Below are 15943 nucleotides of genomic sequence, written 5' to 3' on the forward strand. Positions count from 1 at the left end.
TGGAGCGGAAGCCTCATCCGCTTCCGCTCCTCGAATCGGACGGTTAGTTGCCCTCTAACCGGTCATACGCTTTCTGATAGATGTCAAGATAAGTCGAGAGATTCAATCCATCGAAGCCCTTCACATATCCATTCCATTCGCTATCCGTCAGACGCTTGGATCCCGTAATGAATTGCGCCATATTCGAGTTGATATAATCGACCAGCTGCGGTTTGATCATATTCACCTGCTTGGCGTCGGACGCCTCCAGGAAGACGGCAGGCGGATAGATTTCTTTCGGCTGCTTGTTCTCGTAGTTCTTCGCGGTCTCCAGGAACAAGCGGTACTCGAACCCTTCCGCCGTCAGCGGATCGTTCGGGACAACCCACGACTCCCGGATTTCGCGCGTGCGGCGGGTAATGCCCATCTGGTCCCAATGATCGTTCAACGTAGTGCCGATTTCGAAAAATGCCGGCGTAAGCTTGTACTTCGCCTGTTCGCCGTGGCCGTTTTTCTCTCCGGGCTGCGCCTTCTCCCAATACTTTCCTTCCAGACCGTACTCATTTGCGATTGCAAATTCCTCGGAGTACATATAATCGGCCATTTTGATCGCAGCGATCTGCTGCGCTTCCGTAGCCTTGTTCGTGATCGCAAAGACGCCGTTGCCGTATCCCTTGTAGTATCCTGCATACGCGACACCGTTCGGGCCTGCAAGCGGGGCTAACGACACATAGTCTTTATGTCGCGTCTGTCCATCGTAGACATTGAACGCCATCCCGATGTGACCCAGCGATACCGCTCCGATCACATTGTCCCCTTCCTTGTTGCCGATTTGCATGACGGCATCGTTGTTTTGCGTGAACGCTTCCTTGTCGATCAGATTCTCGCTGTACAGCTTGTTCACATATTCCAGACCTTGTCTCCACTCGGGCTGGTTTGCGGCGAGGCTTACCTTGCCGTCTTTCATCGTGAAGAAGGTGTTGTCGTCGTCGTACACAAACGAGTTCATAAGGAAATGAGAAGGAATGCCGTGCCAAGTATTGTAGGCCCCCGTGAGCGGAATCTCGTCTGCTTTTCCGTTTCCGTTCGGATCCTGCGTCTTGAACGCCTTGAGAACTTGGTAGAACTCTTCTGTCGTTTTCGGAATTTCGAGGCCGAGCTCGTCCAGCCACGCTTTGTTGATCCACATTTTCTGGGAATACCAGCAATGGAAGCAATCATTGATGCTCGGCAGCGAGTAGATGTTGCCGTCCGGAGCTGTAATCGCCGCCTTCAGATCCGGGTCTTCTTCGAATGCCCGCTTGATCTCGTTGCCGTACTTATCGATCAGGTCGTTGAGCGGAAGCAGGACTCCTTGCTGGCCATAATCGATCTGTTCCGCCTGGGTGAAGTCGCCGGACAGAAACACGGACGGATAATCGCCGCTGGCCAGGAGCAGCTTCTTCTTGTCGGCCGCGCTGGCGCTAGGCGCCGCTTCGAACTTGAATTTGATATGGACCTTTTCTTCGATCAGCTTCGTTATCGTATTCGTATTGATATCTTCTATGCGGGGATTTACGGATATGAAGGTATCCAAGGTAACCGGTCCGTTGCCGGCGCTATCGCCAGAAACGTTATTGCCCGCGTTGTTGCTGCTGCATGCGCTCATCGCCAGGACAAGCAGCAGCGCGATGCTCGTGACGAGCCCAATTCTACTTCTCTTTTTCAGAATGACTCCTCCTTTGATTGGCGTACGAAAAGCCTTGAAGAATAAACGACGAAGACCTGAACCTGCTGCCTGACTTCGAAGCCCGACCTCGAAGCCTCACCTCCCTTCGAAATCTCCCTCGAGGATCAGCCCTTGACCGATCCGATCATGATTCCCTGCACGAAATATTTCTGCACGAATGGATAAATGCATAGGATCGGTACGGTGGCAACGACGATAAGCGAGAATTTCAACAGATCCCGCAGCCCCTGCCTTGCGGCAAACTGATTGGCGTCCACAAGCGAGCCGGCATCGACCGAATTGAGGATCAGGATGTTTCGAAGGATGATTTGAAGCGGAAACAGTTCAGGCGACTTCAGATAGATCAAAGCATCGAAATAGGCATTCCACGTCCCGACAGCGTGGAACAGCACCAATACGGCGATGATCGCTTTCGAGAGCGGAAGAACGACTCTCCACAAGAAGCCGATGTCCGAGCATCCGTCAAGCTCGGCAGCCTCGCCAAGCTCCTTGGGGATGGTGGACTGGAAAAACGTGCGGGCAATGATGACCTGGAAAACGGCAATCGCACCGGGCAGGATCATCGCCAATGGAGAATCGAGAATGCCCAATGATTTGACCGTCAGATACGTCGGAATCAGGCCGCCGTTGAACAGCATCGTAAAAACGAGAAGCATCATGATCAGATTGCGGCCGATGAACGTGGACCTCGACAGCGGATAGGCTAATGCAACCGTCAGCACGACATTGGCCAGCACTCCAAAAAAGGTATATAGAATCGAGTTCTTATATCCCGTCAGGATCATGGGGTTGCTGAAGATGACTTTGTAGCCTTCCAGGCTGAAGTCGACCGGCCACAACCATACGCGGCCGCTGACGACCGCTTCGGACGAGCTGAAGGAGGAGCTTACAATAAAGATGAGCGGGTAAATGACGGTCGCCAGGACAAGGATGAGAAAGGCATAGATGAAGGCCAGAAAGATCCGGTCGCCAAGCGACTCTCGGATGGCATGGGCACGACTCATTCGAATTCCTCCTCTACCATAGGCTGCTGTCAGAGATGCGTTTGGCGATCGAATTGACCGTAATCAGCAAGATCAGGTTGATCACGGAGTTGAACAGATCCACCGCGGCGGAGAAGCTGAAATCCGCGCCGAGCAGACCCGTTTTATAGACATAGGTCGAGATGACCTCGGATGTGCTTACATTAAGGGGATTCTGCATCAGATAGATTTTCTCGAACCCGACATTCATGATCTGTCCCACGCTCAGGATCAGCAAAATAATGGCAGCGGGCGCGATGCCTGGGAGATCAACATTCCGAATCTTCTGAAAACGAGAAGCGCCGTCAACCTTGGCCGCTTCATAGAGCTCTGGATTGATCCCGGCCAAGGCGGCCAAATAGACGACGGCGCCGTACCCGATGCTCTGCCAGACGTTCGACCAGACGAAAATGCTTTTAAAATAGCCTGGAACCCCCATGAAGTTGATCGATTCGAAGCCGAGTGCCTGGACGATCTGATCGACAAACCCGAGACGGGGAGAAAGGAAGATGATCAGCATCGACACCATGACGACGGTCGAAATAAAAAACGGCGCAAACGTCACCAATTGAACGGTTTTCTTGAACCTCATGCTCCTGACTTCATTTAGCGCAAGCGCCAGAAGAATTGGAGCAGGGAATCCGATGAGAAGCGAATAGAGGCTGATCCCCATCGTGTTCTTGATGAGGAGCCAGAAATTCGGCGACTTAAAGAAAGCTTCGAAATGAGACAAGCCGACAAAATCGCTTCCCGTAATCCCCTTCACAATGCTGAAATCGCGAAATGCGATCTGCGCCCCGTACATGGGGATGTACTTGAAAATAATGAAATAGACCAGCGGTGCAAGTACAAGAAGGTACAGCTGCCAATGCCTTTTGATTCCTTTCCAGAGACGTCTTGCAGCCAGCGCTTTACTTTCTTTTTGAACGTCGTGCAAAGCCTTTACTGTCCCGGTTGTTCCCATCTCTGTGACCACACCCCTCTCATCGTGAAGCGGAATTGTTCGTCTGGCTCCACGTTAGCGAATCATCCCGAGGACCGTCAACGAACAGAAATCACTTGCGGCACAGAATTCTAAAAGCGCTTCCCAGCTGCGTTCTGGAGCCGTATCGCTCAATATTCACATGCCGATTACTATTCGCCGATTGAAAAAAGCCTTGATCCAGAAGGGTTTCTGGGTCAAGGCCTTTGCTAACGCTCATTTTTGCCGATAGGAGTCATACGCGTTCTGATGAAGCTCGAGGTAACGATCCAGCTTTAATTTTTCCAGCCCTTCTACGTAGTCATCCCAATCGGCATCGGCATTCTTTACGCCTGTGATGAATTGAACCATATTGAACCGGATGTAATCGTTGATCGGAATTCTGAGCCTTGCGGCTTCTTGAGCTTCCGCCATCTCCATGAAGATGTAATCGGGATAGACCTCAGCCGGCTCCTTGCCCTCGTACTTGTTCTGTGTCTCCTGATAAAGCCGGTGTTCGTAGCCTACAATGGAGTAAGGATCCTGCGACACGGCCCATGATTCGCGCAAGTTTCGATCGCGATAGAGCAGGCCCATCTGAGCCCAAATCTCGTTCTGCGTATCCGATTGGGCAAACTCTGGCGCGAGCCAGTATTTCGCAGGACGTCCATGCTCATCGAATTCGCCTGGCTTTCCTTTTCGCCACCATAGATCCTCCATCCCCCATTCATTGCGTACCGTGGCCTCTTCCGTCAGAAGAAAGTCAGCCAGCCGCATCGCGGCTGCCGCTTCGGTTTCCGTTGCTTTGTCAGTAATCGCAAAGGTCGATCGGTCAAATGAACTGAAAAATCCGGCTGCTTGGTAGCCGGCAGGACCGATCAAGGGGGGCACCGCTTCGTATTCGCTCTGCCTGATATTGTTGCCGTTATTGTACGCCATCCGGATATGTCCGACCGTGATGGCGCCAAGGACATTATCCTGACGGGTCGCTTTTTCGATCACTCCGTCGATGGACTGCGTGAATACTTGCGGATCGATCAGACCCTCGCTGTACAATTTATGGATATAGGCAAGCCCGTCTCTCCATTGCGGCTGTACGGCGGCTAAGCCGACATGGCCGTTCTCGATATAGAAGTAGTTCCTATCCGTATTGTAGATGAAGGCGCTCATCAAAAATCCTGTAATCTCCGAATGCCAGCTGTTCACCGCCCCGCTTAACGGAATTTCGTCATGAAGTCCGTTTCCGTTCGGATCATCTCGTTTGAAGGCTTGGAGCACCTGATACAGCTCATCCGTTGTTTTCGGCATGGGCAGGTCCAGCCGCTCCAGCCACGATGTATTGATCCATAATTTCTGAGCGTACCAGCAATGAAAGCATTCATTGATGGCGGGAAGCGCGTATAGGTTTCCGTCCGGAGCGGTCAGCGACTGTCGCAGATCGGGCCGTTGCTGAAAAATCTCATGAAGACGATCGCCGTAGCGGTCGATAAGCGCATTCAGGGGACGAAGGATGCCGCGCTTGCCGTAACGGACTTGCTCATCCGTCGTAAGGCTGCCGCTGAGGAGGATCGGAGGGTAATCGCCGCTGGCGAACAGGATGTCTTCCGCTTCGTCCAAAGCGCTCGTACTCGTCGTCACGAAGTTGAACTTAATGCCGAGCTTCTGTTCCACATACGAGGTGAACCGGTTCTTCTCCAGCTCTTCCTTCGTCGGTTCAGACGCGACAAATACCTCAAGCTCTATCCGGCTGTCGGCGATCGGAAATTCGCCGGGACCGTATATGGCCTGTTCCGCGCCTTCGTGGTCGGCCCGATCGGCTCGCGGACTCAAATAGAGAAACAAGGCCGCTATGACAAGCAGCCCAACGATGATCGCCAGGGCAACAGGGCGAGCTGTTTTCATCATCCACCTCCCGGAAGGTTAGGGCTGCCTTCTGGCACTGTCATTCTGCTCATGGTGCGAACGGCTGCGGTAGTCCTGCGGCGAGACGCCTTCCACTTTCCGGAACACGCGGCGGAATGTAGCTGCATTGGGGTACCCGACCTTCTCCCCAACCTCTTGGACCGAATCCTGATTTTGGAGAAGCAGCTCTTTGGCTATGCCGATCCTGATGGACATCAAAGAATCAAGAAAATTCTCGCCAAACGACTCTTTGAACAGCCGGCTCAAATATTTCGCGGAGATGGAAAATTTCTCGCTCAAATAATCGAGCGACAGATCCGGGTTCGCATACTCTCTTTCGATATACTCCTTCACGTCCTGCAGCATGTGATAATGGTGGCGGGATTCCCGAACCTCCTGCAATTTCTTGACGCTTGCATCCAACGTGACGTATAGCGCCTCGCTCATTTCATCCAACGTATCAAACGACTCCATTTTTTGGCGCGCTTCCTCCAGCGCCTGTCGAATCATCTGATATTCCTCTCTCGAACTGCTCGAGAGATGGAGCTCCAAGTGGGCCAGCATGTAGTTCATGAGCTTGACGATCTCGGCCTTGGTGGGCTTGTCTGCGCGAATATCGTCAAAGAATGTTCGGAAAAGCTTCCTCCATCCTTCGTCTGCCTGGCGGAAAGCGGTGGAAATCTCATGAATCGTACGGAGATGTTCATGTGCATCCTTCTGCTGCTGATTCTGGGCATCTGTGTAGCGGATGATGCGGTTCGTACCCAGCACAGCCTTGAAGTGAAGCAGCGAACAGGCCTCCTCATAGGATAATCGCACCTTTTCGAGGCTGGATGAAGAACGGCCGACGCCGATCGTTACCGTGAACTTGAGATTTTTGGCGACCCAGTCGATGATCGATTCATAGATGGGAGTCAAGTCCTGCTGCTCATCCACGAACAGAATGCCGGTCAAATGGGTCGGGGATGTCCATTCCAGCCACACCGCCATCCCCCGCTGCTGCACCATCTCGTTGACGACGCTGCTGATGACGAACTTGAACAACGAACGATCTCGGCCGCTGTAGGTGAAGAACGTCTGCTCCGGGTTGTCGACCTCGATGACAACAGCCTTCAGGGCATGGTAGGTCGGCAAGCTCAATCCCTCGAACGGCGACGCCTCGGCGGCGTCCCGCTGCTCATGATCCCCGTAGATCATGATGCTGAACGCGTTTTTGCGTTTCAGAACAGCCGCCTTGCTGAACTCCCTTTCCGCCAGCTTCGACTGGGCGGCAAAGTTGTTGATGGCAGATTCGATAAAGGCGAACTCATCTGCTGCCAGGCTGACGGCTGAACCGCCGCTCGAGAACAGCGTATGGTTCAATTTGACGACGAGCTCCTCGAGCGGTTTGTAGTTCGCGCGAGTAATGTAGATGATGAGCACCAGCCCGCATATAAAAACAAGCACGCCGACAGCGAACCAAACGCTTGAGAATGCGGACGTCGAGCTGGCCAGCAGCCCGCTGTTCATCCCGCTCTCAATGCTCCATCCGGTATAAGAGGACTTGAGGCTTGCCATCACCTTCCGGGCCTGCTGCAGGTTGTCGGCATAAATCGGGTTGCCTTGGCGATCGAATATATTCACGAACGTACTGGATTCATTGTAGAGCGAGGACACCGTAGCTCGAAAAGAAGAAATGTCGATATTGATGACAAATAGCCCCTGCGTCCCGGAATTGACCGGCACTTCATGCACGACGCTGATCACTTGCCTCGGGTTCTGGAACGAGAACTCCTGATAGCGGCGAATATTCGTCCAATTGGGCCTTGCAGACATGCCGCTCATCGAACGAGCAAACTCACGGTCCTCAAACTGATCGAGCTTGTTCTGCATGCTGCCTGAAAATATGGTTCCGTCGCTATAGCGATACAGGTAAAAAGAATCGATCAGCGACACTTCTTGCTTAAGCTCGTTCACGCGTTTAAGCACTTCATAACTCAGCACGACATTGCTGCTGTCGGATTCCTCGTAGTAGCTTGCCAGCAGCTTATTGTTCAGAAGCTCCCGAATGACCATGTGGTCGACCGTCTTCAACGAAACCTCAACCGATTGCAGCAATTGCGCCGCGAATACTTCATTGGATTCCTTTGCATTTTTACGGTTTTGCTCCACCATCGCCTGCAGGAAGAAAAAAGCGAGAAAGGAAAAAACGACTAAAAAAAGCGGAATATAGGACCAGATCATCTTTCGAAGCCATATTTTATTCATGAGCTTCTCCCCTACTCGGCTTCCGTCAGCAAGGCGCATCAGCGCCGGATGCAATCAGTCCTGGAGCTTGATCGGCCGGTTCGTCGATGCAGACAGGCTAGCTGCCGTCGCTGCTTGCTGAGACCGCCACGCATCGCTATAGGTGGAAAGGATGCCGGAAGCGTCTCCGGTCCGCAGGGCATGGATGAAAGCCTTGTTTTCCAGTTCGTAGGGATTCGAGCGGCTCGCATATTCCGTCGTCCTCCCGGCCGCGAATTCCTTCAATCCTGTCCCGCTCACCTCCAGAACGCCCGTGTCCGTGTACACATGGAGTCCCGCCGTATGTCCCATCGGCAGCATGCATGTATTGGAAATGGTCGCGACGGCGCCGCTTTTCATCTTCAGCGTCACGGTTCCAACATCCGGCACCTCCACCCCGTCTTCCTTCGTATGCATGAAGCGTCCTGCGAATGCGGCGTACACCTCATCGACATCTCCGAGCAAGTAACGCAGCAGGTCTACGATATGAGTCGTCTGCTCGACGAACTGACCGCCCGAGCCTTCCTGTTTGCGCCACCAGTATACGCCAGGCATATTTCCCATCATATAGCCGATGGCCATGCCGACGGTCCGATCTTCCAGCAGCTGCTGCGCTCTGGCCGTTCCGTCCATATAACGGAAATGGTATCCGACCGAGGTGAGAAGCTTCTTCTCCTCCACGGCCTTCCTGATACGCGTCGGCGTTTCGAGGTCGGCGGCCAGCGGCTTCTCCACGAAAAATGGAATATCGCGTTGCACGAGAGACTCTTCAATATGAGCGTGCGCAAAAGGCGGTACGCAGACATAGGCCGCATCCAGCCTGCGGTCATCCAGCATCTCCGTCACGGAGCCGTACCCTCTTGCGTTGGGATAGTCGCGGGCCATGCTTTCCGCTTTTTGTTGCGAGGAGCCGCATATCGCGCTAATCTCCACGCCGTCCATGGCAGACAGCAGATCGGCATGCATCTTGCCGAATCCTCCTGTTCCGAACAGCCCGATTTTGATCGTCATCTTCAGATTCCCCCTAGTCTTCAAGTATACCCGATAAAAACGCCTTTCGTGTAAGCGCATTCAATTAGAGTTGGAACGATGCTACAATTTCACATAAATTATAAATCAGTTCTGGACAGCCGCAAATAGAAACATACAACAGCGATGAGCTCAACTTCTTCTGTTCCCCTCATTCGGTCGGCAAATACACCAGCCCGGACGAGCATGATGTTCAACGCGAATCGGGCGTAAAGGATTTCAGCCTCTTTAAAAAGGTGACCAGGACGACTCCTCTTGCTTATATCACGAAATGCCGGATTTTGAAAAGCAAACAAATGCTGCTGAGCCATCCTGCTCGCCCCATTCATCAAGTCGCGATTTCATCCGGCTATCCTACGGCCAGTTACTTCAATAAGGTCTTCATGGAGATGGAAGGCATCACGCCAAGCGATTTCCGAAAGAAATATGGATATGAAGGCGGGGCCAGCTGACGGCGCTCGCAGCCGCCCGCATGGCTCATGCCGCAAGCGCAGCAAAAAGCCGCCCTCTGCGCTTAAAGCAGGAGAGCGGCCTTTTGATCCGGCCATGCGAGCCGGCCTTTATTTCTTCGCCTTGTAAAACTCATGATACAGCTTCATGAGCGCCCGTTTCTCGATCCGCGACACATAGCTGCGGCTGATGCCGAGCTCCTTGGCGATCTCGCGCTGCGTGCGCTCCTCTCCGCCGTGCTCCAGCCCGAAGCGGGCGATCACCACTTCCTTTTCCCGCTCGTCGAGAATGTCGAGGTTTTTGTAGATCTTCGACTTCTCGATCTTCAGCTGCACCTTCTCCACGACGTCGTCATGCTCCGAGCCGAGGATGTCGATCAGCGTGATCTCGTTGCCTTCCTTGTCCGTGCCGATCGGATCATGCAGGGAGACATCCTTGCGCGTCTTTTTGAGCGACCTTAAGTGCATGAGGATCTCGATTCTAATGTCATTAGTGTTCATGATTTTTTTAGCATTTATCTCATCTATACGCTCTTGAATTAGAACTGATCTAGGTGCTTCTCAACTTTCCTTGCCCACTCAGGCAGCACAGCAGCTCGATAAATAACACGTTTTTGGTCGGCCTCCATAACGATCTTGCCATCTGACTCACTATTGTCGATCAGAACTAAATAATCGATAAGATCAAGATGAGCAAGTAAATTCTCTACGGAGGTATGGTGCCGCCTTATGATATCTTCGGATGGGATATGATGACCGCCGTTTTTCACCCGGGCGGCAACCCTTTCGATATTCAATCGATAATCACCTAATCCAACATAGAACATGACAACCTCAAAGCCTTTACTCTTCGCTTCACGCATTTGACGAATGACGTTACCGCCTGCCAAAGTCGTCTCGATTGAAAAATCCCGTTTGTTACGAATACAATCTCTTACTATCTTAATTGCTTCTTTTCCGGCACTTACTTTGTAACGCTCGGGTTGTTCCGCATCAATCGCGCGAGCCAGTGCATCTGCATCAATGTTTATACTAACACCAATACGATCCACAATAAGATTGCGAATTGTACTTTTGCCACTGCCGTTGTTTCCAGCGAACACAAACATTGTTGCAAGTGGGCTATTCATTGTGGAGCTCCGAATCCTCGATACGTTCTATTTCCCCATTGCTATACTCCCTAACCATATGACCATCGCTTGTCTTATACACAATGTATGTGCCATAAGCTTTTGCATCTAATTTCGCTCGATCGCCTGTAAGTTTAATGTATTTATTTATGTCCTGCATCCGGTTCACATGAATCACCGCCTGATTATAATTGTATTATTCGGGAAATAGCCCACTAAATATCTATGCCTAAAATTATAACATAAGGACCTTTACACAAACAGCTAAGCTCATGATCGAGCACTTTATGATGCTGAATCACGGCAGCAATCGCTTCAGTACCATTGAGCTATTTAATAAGTTCATTCCGTGATATCCCATTACTGTGTAACCCCACTTGTTAAGAAAAAACGACCATAGACATTTATCTGTCTAAGGTCGCATCATTAACCTTCCTGTCTATCAGCTTCTTGGTATTATGTCATTAAGAACGTAGTCGATGAAATCCATCAATTTTACGAAACTCGGCTAAAGATAAATTAAAGATACTCATCCTGAGATACAATCTTCGCTTCTGGTAGAAGACAAACTGCTATGCCTTCATCTTCATCTTCTTTATCATCGAGAAGCAAGGCATAATTGCCATTACGTTGGAACAATAAGGTACGTGGAATAAATTGCTGAGAGGCATCTCCTTCAGAAAAATCAGTTAGCAGCTTTTCGACCATTTTTAAACGTTCATTCTTATGGTCATCGAAATCAACAATCGCCGCTTCCTGTTCTCCGGTGATACCGTCTTTTTCAAAGTATGCTGCCGCTTTGATGATTACATTATAGTTTTTATTAAAAAGCGAAATCTCCGTTTCAGCTTTCCAACCGATGTTGAAAATAAGCTTACCAAACACCGGATTATTCATTAGGAATCACCTTTACCTTTCTTAGCTTCAGCAATTCCGCCGCTATGCGAAAAATTTGCATGAATTTCATTGGGGACTTTCTGCATCGTTCTCATGTCCTTACATTCGTGCCACGTGTAATTATTGTCTTTGCGCCATTGTGCAACTTCTTCAGGTGTACAACCTTTTTGTTGGGCCAGCGCTAGATCGGCCTTGTCGAAATTATCCGTACGTTCGGTAGAGAACGGTTCAATCTCAACGGTACCTTTGCTAACCTCGCTAAAATCGGGCTCGCCGTCCTTATAAACTATTCCGCCATCAATACCGTATTTGTCGAGCAGCTGCCCCATTGTTAAGCCATCGGGGTTGGAACGGGTTTTTCCTTTCACTTCAGGCGGGACATAATCTTGGTCGGGAATCCATTTGGAATCGCCGCGTTCGCCATCCCAATGACCATTATTACCCTCAATAGGACAGTTCCTAAAATTATCAAGCACAGCGCCTAATGGCTTATCATACTCGCTCATCGGTTTTTCGAATGTTTTATTCTCCGTCATCTTGCCGAGCGGACTGTCGGAGAACCGCTTTTGCGATATCTCCGTTATTTCTTTAAACGAAGCAATGCTCATATATTCACCCCGCCGTTTTTCCTAAAACTTTCTTTTATCTCATCGATCCATTGCATATATATCCGTTCACGAACCTCCGATTCCTCTTGCTGTACACTTATATCCTTCATCAAGCACTGGCTTACGGCAAGAGTCACTTCTTCGGAGGCATGGGATACGAATTGATTCACGAGCCCTGCAAGCTTCCTGGTCAGCTCGGAATTGTTAACGGAAGTAGCCACATAGCTTTCGACTTGCGCACGAACACCAAGCAAACCCGTAATGCGGCGGGAAAGCTTAATAAATTCCGAAGGACTCCACAAGGACAATTTACCCTCTAATTGATACTCAATGATTTGCTCCTCGACAAATTCCCTGTTGTGAGAGGATAATTGAAGCATAGTCACCCCACGTTCAATTTCGCTTAAATCAAAGTTCAGGTGTTCACGCACTCTCCCCTGGATGAGTAACGACAGGAGCTGTGTCCAAACCTTCCGGACATCTGTTGCCGAATTATGCGCTTTGGTGTCGTAGCGCTTTCCATCAATATCACATTTATTCACCTTAACTAATACAGGTTCTACCCAATCATTCTGATAAATAGCCGCTACACCACGCTCCAGCTTTGACAGCTCGCCAATCTGCTCTTCATCCAGATTCGCGGCATACCCTACAAGCTCACGGTCGCTTCGTTCCGGCAATCTCAGAATAATTTTGGTGTTCGTGTTGCGAATGACCGACATATCCAATAGCCCAGGCGATTGATCGGCGATAATAAAGCCTTCTCCATACGTTCTCATCTCTGCAATAGAATTGGCAAGCATCTCTACCGATTTACCGAGAAGATTGGAGCTCTCAGCGGACTGCTCTGTTGATGTGCGCTTTAATAAGACATGTGCTTCCTCAAGCACAGTGATATGTTTAAGCGAGCTGTTCGTTTGACCATAGGTCATCCGGTATTCATTGAGCTTCATAACGAGCAGTCCCATGATAAGCGACTTGGTTTCCGTCGATCCGACACGGCTCAAATCTACAATTACGCTCCTATCGAACAACTCGGTATCCGTTAAATCATCGCTTGTGAAAATCAGACCATTTAACCCATTCGTCAGCGATCGGACACGGGTACACAAGGCACCGGAGTAGTCACTCTTACTATCAGACGAGTATTTGGACTCATTAATTACGGTTTCAATCTGCTCTAATAAATCTGCAAAGTTTGGATATATATCACCTTTCGGATTTTCAGAGGCGCTTAAATTCCAGCCCACCGCAGTATAGGATCGTTCCATCGCTTCCTTTAAGATGGCGGGCATTGCGGCATACATCGGCCAGCATACATTAAATAATTCTACAAGTCGATCCAAATGCTCCAAAACATGAATGTCGGCTGGAAACCGGAACGGATTGATCCGGAGCAAATCGCTTTTCTTGGGATTTGTCCCATATACAGATACGTCGGCAAATTGCCCAAAAACGTTTTTGTACTCGCCCTTAGCAGGCTCAATGACTAGGAACGGAATATCGTAGACGTTCCGTAATTGATTGAGTAGTTCGTACACGGTGTTACTTTTGCCGGAACCGGTAGAGCCTGTCACAAACGTATGCATCGTCATGGAATCACGGTCAAGACGCACTTCCGTATTCGTTTCGCTTCCCATCGTGAATACGTTGCCCAGAATAAAGCTGCTCTCGCGATTACTACGCTGATTGTACTTGACCACTTCCAGGCCGAAATCAGCGTGTTCAATGACGGGAAAGCCGCATACCGAGTTGCGGGGAAGTCCCATCTGAATCGCAAGCTCGTTACCGCTTACGAGCGATGAGGCTGTCACTGGCAACCTCGTCGAATGTGATTGATAAGCAAAGACGGGATGAATAAAGTTCGTAATGTACTCCCGAAGCATAGGAATCTGCTTTGTATGCTGGCGCCCCCAGAAGTTGATCGCCGATGTTTCAACACCGGACTTCTCGCCTTTCATCAATGCTCGATAGGTGCCTGCCGCCATCTCCGCCGTTTCTTGACTGTCTGACAAGAAATAAGCAGCGCATTCCCACATGCCGAGACTTTCGCATTCATCAATACGTTTTAACTGCAAATCAATCCGCTCAAGCGTGTTAATAAGCGTTTTATTTTGCGTTGTAAGCTGCATGTTATCCGACGTCCCGGATACTAAACCCATGGTTTTGGTGCTATTTTCGCTCGTGCTTTCATTCGTCGTATCCGACTCCCCAAACGACTCCGATGAACTATCGGAGTAGCTTTCGTTCGTGGATGTACCTTTCGTTGTTGACTTGGGATTGATCGCGCTAAGGCCAACATGGCCTGCCATAATCGCTCCTGCTGCAACGAGGCTGGCGCCCCCGGTTAGCGGAGCGGTAACAATGCCTGCTGCGCCAAGCAATGCTGCACCCACCCCTTTCATAACCATAGTGGCGGTATCAGTCTTCGTTTCGGATTCATTTATCGTCGAGCTCGTTGAACGACTGGTGCCGGTTTGGGTCGAGCGGTTTGTCGAATGCGACGTGCCTGTTGTCGTTCCTTGCGAAAAAGCATTTGATACATTTATAGCCGTATTTGTGCCGTAGCTTAGCTGCATATTGGCAAACGGTGAAAGCTGTGTGTACATATTTTCGTAGGCGCGGCGGGTTTCTGCTAACTGAGCGGACGGCGTGCTTTTGGCTAACACAACGGCAGTATAACGCTGACCCTGCATGGCAAGTACAAGCTTGTCGAGTCCTTGAATAAACCGCTCGTTGTCAGTGAATTCCGCATCTTTATTGTTGGCAACACACGAGACCGACGCGATATTTCCCGACGGAATGTTCTCAAGAAAGCTTTCCGCAGCAGAGTCGAGAAGATCGACCGTCTTTACACCGGGGAACTGACCGCGCAACGCATTTCTTAACGTATCTTTGAGCGATTTTGTTGTTCGTTTATCGTCAAGTGCGCGCACGCCCATATAAAAGTCGGTTTTCTCGCCGTTGCTGTCGGCAATAATAAACACACCGCAGTTCAGGTTTTGCACCGCATTGAAAACTGAAGCAAATTTATAGGTTGAATATTCATGATTCTGGTAAACCATTTCCGTTATTTTAAACATGCGAATATCGCTAATTTGCTTCAGACTATCAGGTAGCGGAATAATGTCAAAGTCAGTCAGCTTAGTTAAATAGTTTTTGAGCACGATGTCATCAACAAGCAAGCTTGCTTCGGTAAGCTGACCTTCAAGCACGTTATAGCTCGGAACATTGCTTTTAGGCGATGGCGGAAGCGTTGGCTCCGACGGTTCGCTCACCGACATAGTCTTCCCGCCGGTCAAATCTACAAAATCACTCATACGACTACCTCCTGTGCGTTGCAATGAATACTGCTGCCCCAACGACGACCGCTCCGACAGCAGCACCTGCGATAAAGCTGCCTCCGCCAATGGCTGTGGCCGTACCGACAACGACTCCGCCTGCGAGGGCTCCTGTTGTGACTCTGGTAGTACGCAATCGCTTATTTTGCTTACCAATCCACTGCTGTTGCCGGGAACTGGGAGGCGATGATCTCCATGAATTGCTGGAGGGTTGGCGAAAGGGATAGTTACCATTATTAGCAACATCCATTCTGCTACTGCTATTACCGGGAACACTACTGATCCCGTTGCCGTTTGAATGTCTTGCTGGTGTATTTGAAGCAACCGGGCGTAGATGTCTAACGATCTCCTTGAGACGACTGATCCGGTCGTGCGAGAAGTTGCCGACAACCTGAACCATTAGTTTATTCATGTAGTCGTCGTTCCAGGAAGTTTTATCCTCTTTAAGCTCCCGACCGTCATGTTCATCATAAAGCCCGTTTATATTTCGAGCATACTGTTCCATTTGGTTGAATTCAGCAAATGTCGGGTCAACAAGCAGACTATCTTTCATCATAATACGGATACTTCGGACATTTCCTGCTTCAACTGCGTTTATAAAAGCATTCGTAATAGCCACGATGGTGCCCCC

The 15943-nt window shown here is 50.1% G+C and carries 12 protein-coding genes and 1 pseudogene; 1 reads left to right on the forward strand and 12 read right to left on the reverse strand.

Translation table 11 applies throughout. The features are described from left to right. Window positions 1-43: 43 nt before the first annotated feature. The 6 genes from B8V81_RS04975 to B8V81_RS05000 form a co-directional block, all read right to left on the reverse strand. On the reverse strand, window positions 44-1627 hold the full coding sequence (locus B8V81_RS04975) for an ABC transporter substrate-binding protein (protein WP_101807894.1): 1584 nt from the start codon (window positions 1625-1627) through the stop codon (window positions 44-46). Window positions 1628-1812: 185 nt separating this feature from the next. After that, a complete protein-coding gene (locus B8V81_RS04980) occupies window positions 1813-2712 on the reverse strand; it encodes a carbohydrate ABC transporter permease (RefSeq protein WP_101807895.1) in 900 nt (299 codons plus the stop codon). Between the two features lie 13 nt (window positions 2713-2725). Beyond that, window positions 2726-3694 (reverse strand): ABC transporter permease, encoded by a 969-nt coding sequence (locus B8V81_RS04985; protein ID WP_101807896.1) that lies wholly within the window; start codon window positions 3692-3694, stop codon window positions 2726-2728. Window positions 3695-3928: 234 nt separating this feature from the next. Next, window positions 3929-5596: an extracellular solute-binding protein gene (locus tag B8V81_RS04990; RefSeq protein WP_101807897.1), complete on the reverse strand. Its 1668-nt coding sequence runs from the start codon at window positions 5594-5596 to the stop codon at window positions 3929-3931. 15 nt (window positions 5597-5611) lie between these two features. Next, complete coding sequence (locus tag B8V81_RS04995; RefSeq protein WP_028597610.1) at window positions 5612-7840, reverse strand: helix-turn-helix domain-containing protein; 2229 nt, start codon at window positions 7838-7840, stop codon at window positions 5612-5614. Window positions 7841-7894: 54 nt separating this feature from the next. Beyond that, entirely contained in the window at window positions 7895-8869 is a 975-nt protein-coding gene (locus B8V81_RS05000; protein ID WP_028597609.1) for a Gfo/Idh/MocA family protein, read from the reverse strand. Between the two features lie 254 nt (window positions 8870-9123). Here B8V81_RS05000 and B8V81_RS25645 point away from each other — a divergent pair, with 254 nt between their 5' ends. Then, window positions 9124-9339, forward strand: coding sequence for a helix-turn-helix domain-containing protein (locus tag B8V81_RS25645; protein ID WP_255309588.1), 216 nt, complete (start codon window positions 9124-9126; stop codon window positions 9337-9339). Window positions 9340-9447: 108 nt separating this feature from the next. Here B8V81_RS25645 and B8V81_RS05010 read toward each other — a convergent pair. The 6 genes and pseudogenes from B8V81_RS05010 to B8V81_RS05035 all read right to left on the reverse strand — a co-directional run. After that, window positions 9448-9822, reverse strand: a pseudogene (locus tag B8V81_RS05010) (sigma-70 family RNA polymerase sigma factor); the annotation flags it as partial. Window positions 9823-9875: 53 nt separating this feature from the next. Then, complete coding sequence (locus tag B8V81_RS05015) at window positions 9876-10466, reverse strand: ATPase (RefSeq protein ID WP_028597608.1); 591 nt, start codon at window positions 10464-10466, stop codon at window positions 9876-9878. A 519-nt stretch (window positions 10467-10985) separates the two neighbouring features. After that, window positions 10986-11363 carry a hypothetical protein gene (locus B8V81_RS05020; RefSeq protein WP_028597607.1) on the reverse strand — a complete coding sequence of 126 codons (378 nt, stop codon included), beginning with the start codon at window positions 11361-11363 and terminating at the stop codon, window positions 10986-10988. Further along, entirely contained in the window at window positions 11363-11971 is a 609-nt protein-coding gene (locus B8V81_RS05025) for an HNH endonuclease (protein WP_028597606.1), read from the reverse strand. Before B8V81_RS05025 ends, B8V81_RS05020 begins: the two co-directional genes overlap by 1 nt. Then, window positions 11968-15291, reverse strand: a complete 3324-nt coding sequence (locus B8V81_RS05030) for an ATP-binding protein (RefSeq protein WP_043110910.1) — start codon at window positions 15289-15291, stop codon at window positions 11968-11970. The genes B8V81_RS05025 and B8V81_RS05030 overlap by 4 nt, the downstream gene beginning before the upstream one ends. 4 nt (window positions 15292-15295) lie before the next feature. Further along, window positions 15296-15931: a hypothetical protein gene (locus B8V81_RS05035; RefSeq protein WP_047914210.1), complete on the reverse strand. Its 636-nt coding sequence runs from the start codon at window positions 15929-15931 to the stop codon at window positions 15296-15298. Window positions 15932-15943: the final 12 nt, after the last annotated feature.

Source organism: Paenibacillus pasadenensis (assembly GCF_002864175.1).
Classification (GTDB): Bacteria; Bacillota; Bacilli; order Paenibacillales; family Paenibacillaceae; genus Paenibacillus_O; species Paenibacillus_O pasadenensis.

Coding starts and splice junctions, on each gene's coding strand:
- B8V81_RS04975 (WP_101807894.1), bottom strand. CDS start 1,627: ATGAGCGCATGCAGCAGCAACAACGCGGGCAATAACGTTTCTGGCGAT.
- B8V81_RS04980 (WP_101807895.1), bottom strand. CDS start 2,712: ATGAGTCGTGCCCATGCCATCCGAGAGTCGCTTGGCGACCGGATCTTT.
- B8V81_RS04985 (WP_101807896.1), bottom strand. CDS start 3,694: ATGGGAACAACCGGGACAGTAAAGGCTTTGCACGACGTTCAAAAAGAA.
- B8V81_RS04990 (WP_101807897.1), bottom strand. CDS start 5,596: ATGATGAAAACAGCTCGCCCTGTTGCCCTGGCGATCATCGTTGGGCTG.
- B8V81_RS04995 (WP_028597610.1), bottom strand. CDS start 7,840: ATGAATAAAATATGGCTTCGAAAGATGATCTGGTCCTATATTCCGCTT.
- B8V81_RS05000 (WP_028597609.1), bottom strand. CDS start 8,869: ATGACGATCAAAATCGGGCTGTTCGGAACAGGAGGATTCGGCAAGATG.
- B8V81_RS05015 (WP_028597608.1), bottom strand. CDS start 10,466: ATGAATAGCCCACTTGCAACAATGTTTGTGTTCGCTGGAAACAACGGC.
- B8V81_RS05020 (WP_028597607.1), bottom strand. CDS start 11,363: ATGAATAATCCGGTGTTTGGTAAGCTTATTTTCAACATCGGTTGGAAA.
- B8V81_RS05025 (WP_028597606.1), bottom strand. CDS start 11,971: ATGAGCATTGCTTCGTTTAAAGAAATAACGGAGATATCGCAAAAGCGG.
- B8V81_RS05030 (WP_043110910.1), bottom strand. CDS start 15,291: ATGAGTGATTTTGTAGATTTGACCGGCGGGAAGACTATGTCGGTGAGC.